Annotated in this window: 4 protein-coding genes; 3 read left to right on the top strand and 1 reads right to left on the bottom strand. The window is 62.4% G+C overall.

Annotation, left to right across the window (positions count from 1 at the left end; genetic code table 11):
• Positions 1-120 precede the first annotated feature (120 nt).
• A complete protein-coding gene (locus tag Q4P21_RS12620; protein ID WP_303389111.1) occupies positions 121-762 on the top strand; it encodes a hypothetical protein in 642 nt (213 codons plus the stop codon).
• Between the two features lie 100 nt (positions 763-862).
• Here the strand turns inward: Q4P21_RS12620 and guaB are convergent, their stop codons facing one another.
• Positions 863-2,377, bottom strand: a complete 1,515-nt coding sequence (gene guaB / locus Q4P21_RS12625; protein WP_303389112.1) for an IMP dehydrogenase — start codon at positions 2,375-2,377, stop codon at positions 863-865.
• A 393-nt stretch (positions 2,378-2,770) separates the two neighbouring features.
• Here guaB and Q4P21_RS12630 point away from each other — a divergent pair, with 393 nt between their 5' ends.
• On the top strand, positions 2,771-3,769 hold the full coding sequence (locus Q4P21_RS12630) for a DUF389 domain-containing protein (protein ID WP_303389113.1): 999 nt from the start codon (positions 2,771-2,773) through the stop codon (positions 3,767-3,769).
• Positions 3,770-3,937: 168 nt separating this feature from the next.
• Positions 3,938-5,758 carry a heavy metal translocating P-type ATPase gene (locus Q4P21_RS12635; RefSeq protein WP_303389115.1) on the top strand — a complete coding sequence of 607 codons (1,821 nt, stop codon included), beginning with the start codon at positions 3,938-3,940 and terminating at the stop codon, positions 5,756-5,758.
• The last annotated feature ends 96 nt before the right edge of the window (positions 5,759-5,854 follow it).

Genomic DNA, 5,854 nt, shown 5'->3' on the forward strand with positions numbered 1-5,854 from the left:
GCTTTCGTGCCTCCCCACACCTCGCTTCGCTCGGCTGGGGCCCCTCGGCCGATACCGCTTTCGTGCCTCCCCACACCTCGCTTCGCTCGGCTGGGGCCCCTCGGCCGATACGCTTAGTCCATGACTGACACTGAATTGCACATGACTGACCACGAACTCTTGACTTTGCTTTCCATGACCCCCACGGAATCGGCTGCCGTCACACTGGGCCTGCTGCGCCTTGACCAGCACGGCGACAACCAACTGCTGCACAATGCCGGGCTGACCACGTTGATGGTGCGCGGGCTTGCCACCCCCCAAGGCGAGAAGATTGTGCCCGTGGATAAGTGCGCCGTGGTCGGCTCTGTCCTTTCCCAAGCTCAGGAGTGGCTTGAAATCTCCTTGACCACACCCAGCAGCAGCCATGTGTTGTTCGCCGTGGGCTCCAATGTTGGCGCCATCCTGCTGAGCATCAGCCCCTACGGCGTACATGAAATCCAGCCGATCGAATCCGGTCCGGCTCTGCTGGAACTCGGCCTGCATTTGGGCAACGAATACCTCACAGGTGCAGCTGAAGGGCTGCCGGCCACCGCAGTGATCCGGCGCCTGCGCGTCGACTCCGAGCCGATCGTGGCCCAGCTGACAGCGGTGGAGTCCGGTGACTGGGTGCTGCGCAGCGGCTCTGAATCTGAATTCACCGAGGAGAGTTTCCCCGCCGCAGAAGCCATGGACCAGCTCAAAACGGTGCTGTCCGCCCAGCAGGATGTGGCCCCTTCACAGTAGATGGCTCTCCGCCAAGAGCTTGCATAAGCGAACGACGGCGGCGACCCACTTTTGAAAGGTGGGTCGCCGTCGTCGTTTTTTGTCTGTTTTTGGAGCCCCGCTACTTGTTCAGGTAGTTCGGCGCTTCCACCGTCATGGTGATGTCATGCGGGTGTGATTCCTTCAGTCCGGCCGCGGTGATGCGCACGAACTTGCCGCGTGCCTTCAGCTCCGGGATGGTCGGTGAGCCGACGTAGAACATGGTCTGGCGCAGGCCACCCACCAGCTGGTAGGCAACCGATGCGAGCGGTCCACGGTAGGCCACCCGGCCTTCAATGCCTTCGGGGATAAGCTTCTCGTCCCCGGACACGTCCGCCTGGAAGTAGCGGTCCTTGGAGTAGGAGGTGTTCTGGCCGCGGGACTGCATGGCGCCCAGAGAGCCCATGCCGCGGTACGCCTTGAACTGCTTGCCGTTGACGAACACGGTAGCGCCGGGAGACTCCTCCGTGCCGGCCAAAAGCGAACCGATCATGACGGTGTCGGCGCCAGCCACCAGTGCCTTGCCGATGTCGCCGGAGTACTGCAGACCGCCGTCGGCAATCAGTGGCACACCGGCAGGGGTTGCGGCCTTGGCCGATTCGTAGATGGCGGTGACCTGGGGAACACCGACTCCGGCGACCACACGGGTGGTGCAGATGGAGCCCGGGCCAACGCCGACCTTGATGGCGTCAGCACCGGCGTCGATCAGTGCCTGGGCACCCTCACGGGTGGCCGCCTGGCCGCCGATGACGTCAACGTGGGCGGCTGCCTTTTCCTTCTTCAGGCGGGCGATAATTTCCAGCACACCTTGGCTGTGGCCGTTGGCGGTATCCACGAACAAGGCGTCAACTCCCGCTTCAACCAGTGTCATGGCTCGCTCGTAGCCGTCGCCGAAGAAGCCGATGGCTGCACCGACGAGCAGGCGCCCTTCGGAGTCCTTCGTTGCCAGCGGGTACTGCTCGGCCTTGGCGAAGTCCTTCACGGTGATCAGTCCGCGCAACACACCGGAGCTGTCCACCAGCGGGAGTTTTTCAATCTTGTTCTTTGCCAGCAGGCCGGAGGCTTCCTCGCGGCTGATGCCGACGCGGCCGGTGATCAGCGGCATGTGCGTCATGACGTCGCTGACCTTGCGCTTCGGGTATTCGCTTTCCGGGATGAACACGGTATCGCGGTTGGTGACGATGCCCACGAGACGGCCACCGCCGTCGACCACTGGCAGGCCGGAGACCCGGAAACGCGAACACAGCTCATCCAACTCGGCGAGCGTGGCGTCCGGACCAACGGTCACCGGGTTGGTGATCATGCCGGACTCGCTGCGCTTGACCAGGTCCACTTCTTCAGCTTGGCGTTGGATGGACAAGTTGCGGTGCACCACGCCCAAACCACCCTGACGGGCCATGGCGATGGCCATGCGCGACTCCGTCACGGTGTCCATCGCGGCAGACAGCAACGGGATCTTCACCGTGATGCGCTTGGACACCCGTGAACTGGTGTCAGCTTCGGACGGGATGACGTTGGTGTGGCCGGGAAGGAGCAGGACGTCGTCATACGTCAAGCCGACTAAGGCAAAGGGATCATTGATTTCAGGCTGGGACACGAAGGCTCCTTGGCGGGGTAGAACCGGTGGAATGTGCATCCAATGGCCAGCCCCGTCATTACGAAGCCAGTCTGTGCGTTGTTTACAGTCTAAAACGAAAGCGGGCCTGACACTATTCCGGTGGGGCGCATCACAAACCACACAGATTTTCGTGGGTTCAAGGACCCGCAGCGGTGGCCCTCCACTCCGCCTCGAGCATGTGAGCGGGGAACTGCGTCAGCTTGCGGGCATAAACCATGGCTTCGAAGGAGATGGTTTCAATCCAGGGGATGGAGCTTTCCCTTCGTTTCCAACCAATTTTTCCAATGTAGCCAGCGCACCAACTTTTGTGCCCGAGGAGTTGCCATCCCCTAGAATCAAGCGCACCAGCCGGCACAGTAAAAGGACACTCCTATGGCGTTGCAGATCCGCATTGTTGTCCCGTCGACCACAGCGGATGAGGTGGTCGAGATTGCCCGCAGCCACCCTGGAGTTTCGGAAATTTCACGCTCGAAGGGCGCGTCCCTGGTCCCTGAAGGCGACGTCGTCGTACTGCAAGCTGTGCGCGAATCCGTGGAGTTGCTGTTGGAAAAGCTGCACAAGCTCCACATTGACCAGCAGGGCTCCATCAGTGTCACAGCTCCAGAACTCATGATTTCCGACCGTCTGGATAAGGCCGAGGAAGAGGTGGCTGGGGACGGCGCCGACGCCATCATCTGGGACGAAGTGGAGAAGGACACCAACTCTGATTCAAAGCTGACCTGGAGTTATCTGGCCTTTCTGATCATCGCCGTGCAACTGGCGGGGATAGGCATCGTGACCAACTCCACCATCGCCATCGTCGGAGCCATGGTGGTGGGGCCTGAGTTTGGTCCACTTGCAGGGCTGGCCTTGGCCGTGGTGGACCGGCGGTGGAAACTCGCCCGACGGGCGGTCTTGGCACTTCTGATCGGTTTCCCCCTAGCCATGGTGCTCACGGCGCTGGCCACGGCCGGATCCGTGGGGTTGGGTCTGTTTACCCCAGCTGACGTGCTCAACAACAATCAGGCCACCGAATTCATTTACCACCCGGGGCCCTACTCCTTCATCGTGGCGGTGTTGGCGGGGGCAGCAGGCATGCTTTCCCTCATCGGAAAGAAGTCTGCGGCCTTGGTGGGTGTTTTCATTTCCGTCACGACGGTTCCCGCGGCGGGTTATGTGGCGGTCGCGCTGGTGTTGGGTGAACATGGCCGGGCGGCAGGGTCTGCTGTGCAGCTTTTCCTGAACGTTGCAGGCATCGTGGCCTCCGCAGCCGCCGTGCTATTGATCTACCGCATGGTCCAGCGACGGCGCCCGGCTCCCACCCTGTACTCGGCCGCCCACGCTGCGGCAACAGCTCGGAGCGTGGGCTCAAGGAACGCCTTCCGCCGCTGAAAGCACCTTCGCATTTGCCCCTGTTCGGCCGGGGCACTGGGATTGGCGGCGTACCTGGGGCAGAGTAAGAGCATGGACGACTCCCGCACACCCACCGTCGACACTCCTGCTGTAGGCCATACCGGAACTCCCCTCGTCGGGGACACACCTCCCAGGCCATTGCTATCCATGGCTCTTCGGCGCTATCCCGTGGTCGCATTGACGATTTTGGTCGGCCTGGCAGTGACTGTTTTGCTCCTTTCCGGTGCGGACTCTGCTGCACGCTGGGTGGCCAGCATCTTTGCCTTGGCCGTGGCCGCCCACCAATCGATCGGCATGGTCCGGGACATCATGCGCGGGCACTGGGGCATCGACATCCTGGCCGTCACCGCCATCGTGGCAACCGTGTCCGTGGGCGAATACATTGCCTCATTAATCGTTGTCCTGATGCTCACCGGCGGCGCTGCGTTGGAGGATTACGCAGCGGGCCGTGCCACGAAGGAACTTACCTCCTTGCTGGAGCGGGCACCGCGCACAGCACATCTGGAGAATGAAGACGGCAGCACCACCGAGGTCCCCATCGACACCATCGAAGTCGGCGACGCTCTCTTGGTGAGGCCTTCAGAGGTGGTTCCGGTTGACGGGTTGTTGCTCTCCGGCGCCGCCATTTTCGACGAATCCGCACTGACAGGTGAAAGCCTCCCGGTAGAGCACGAGACCGGCAGCCCGGTGCCAAGCGGTGTGCTCAATGGTCCCTCCGCCGTCCGCATACGGGCAACCGCACGGGAGGAGGATTCCCAGTACAGCCGAATCATTGCCCTGGTGCGCGAGGCCTCCGGAAGCCGGGCTCCCGTGGTGCGGCTCGCAGACAGATACGCTGTCCCGTTCACAGTATTTTCATTGCTTTTGGCCGCGGCAGCTTGGTATTTCAGTGGGGACCCTTCCCGCTTTGCCGAGGTCCTGGTGGTGGCAACACCGTGCCCCCTGCTGATCGCTGCACCCGTGGCATTCCTGGGCGGTATGAGTCAGTCCGCCAAGGCCGGGATCATTGTCAAGGGTGCGGGCACGCTGGAGCAGCTGTCCCGGGTGAAGACCGCCGCCTTCGACAAGACGGGCACACTCACCGGCGGCGAACCCACTCTGGAAGAGATCCGCAGCGCATCCCTTGATCCCTTGGAACTGCTGGCCCTGGCAGCCTCCGCCGAGCAGTACTCATCCCACGTGCTGGCCGCCGCTGTTGTGGCTGAGGCGCTGGACCGTGGGCTGTCCTTGGAAACCACCGACAACGCCACCGAACATGCCACGCACGGTGTCACGGCGCTCTTTGCGGACCGCCGGGTACTGGTGGGCAAACAGTCATTTGTGGCAGAAAATGCCACAGGCGTTCAGGCAACACAGATAGCCGCCGGTCAGATGGCCGTCTATGTCGGCGTGGACGGAGAGTTTGCAGGCACGCTCATCATGCGCGACCCCGTCCGCCCCGAGGCCCCGGCAACACTGACGGCGCTGCGGGAGATGGGGGTCTCCGAGATAGTCATGCTCACCGGTGACGCAGAGGCCACGGCCCAGTTCATCGCCAAGGAGGTTGGCATCACCCAGGTGTGGGCCGAGCTTTTACCCGAGGACAAAGTGCGACTTGTCCACGAGCTGCCGCAGCGTCAAGTGATGATGGTGGGCGACGGCGTCAATGACGCCCCTGTACTTGCCGCATCCGATGTTGGCATTGCCATGGGGGCCAAAGGCTCGACGGCGGCCAGCGAGTCTGCCGACGTAGTGATCCTCCACGACGACCTGGCCAAGGTGGCAGAAGCCGTGCGGCTGGGTCGTCGGACCATCCGCATCGCCATCCAGAGCATCTGGATCGGCATCATCCTCAGCGTGGGATTGATGATTGTGGCCGCCACCGGGAAGATTCCTGCCGTGGCCGGTGCCCTGTCCCAGGAGTTCGTGGACTTGGCCGCCATCCTCAACGCCCTGCGGGCCCTGTCCCCCGGCAAGAAACGCCGCTGAGACAAAAACCGAGACAAAAAAGGACACCGCCTGCGCTTTCTTCCACCGAACAACGGTGGAAGAAAGCGCAAACGGTGTCCTTCAGCCAACCCGTCC

Source organism: Arthrobacter sp., assembly GCF_030540645.1.
In the GTDB taxonomy this organism is placed as follows: Bacteria; Actinomycetota; Actinomycetes; order Actinomycetales; family Micrococcaceae; genus Specibacter.